Raw genomic sequence first — 241 nt, forward strand, 5'->3', positions numbered from 1 at the left:
AGCGGGAGCGGTCAAGGTCATGGTGGCGACGAAGCCGGTCGACTTCCGCAAGGGAGCGGAAGGTCTGGCAGCGCTCGTGCGCGAGGCGATGGGCGCGGATCCGTTCTCGGGCGCGGTCTACGTGTTCCGAGCCAAGCGCGCCGACCGCATCAAGCTCGTCTACTTCGACGGCACGGGCGTATGCTTGTTGGCCAAGCGGCTGGAGGATGGCAAGTTCTGCTGGCCGGGCATTACCGATGGT

General features: G+C 66.0%; 1 protein-coding gene. It reads left to right on the forward strand.

Annotated features, from left to right (window positions below):
- Window positions 1-241 (forward strand): IS66 family insertion sequence element accessory protein TnpB (gene tnpB / locus AU465_RS32700; protein ID WP_192257115.1); only part of this gene is annotated, 241 nt, incomplete at both ends.

It is taken from the genome of Mesorhizobium silamurunense (assembly GCF_014843905.1).
Taxonomy (GTDB): Bacteria; Pseudomonadota; Alphaproteobacteria; order Rhizobiales; family Rhizobiaceae; genus Mesorhizobium; species Mesorhizobium silamurunense.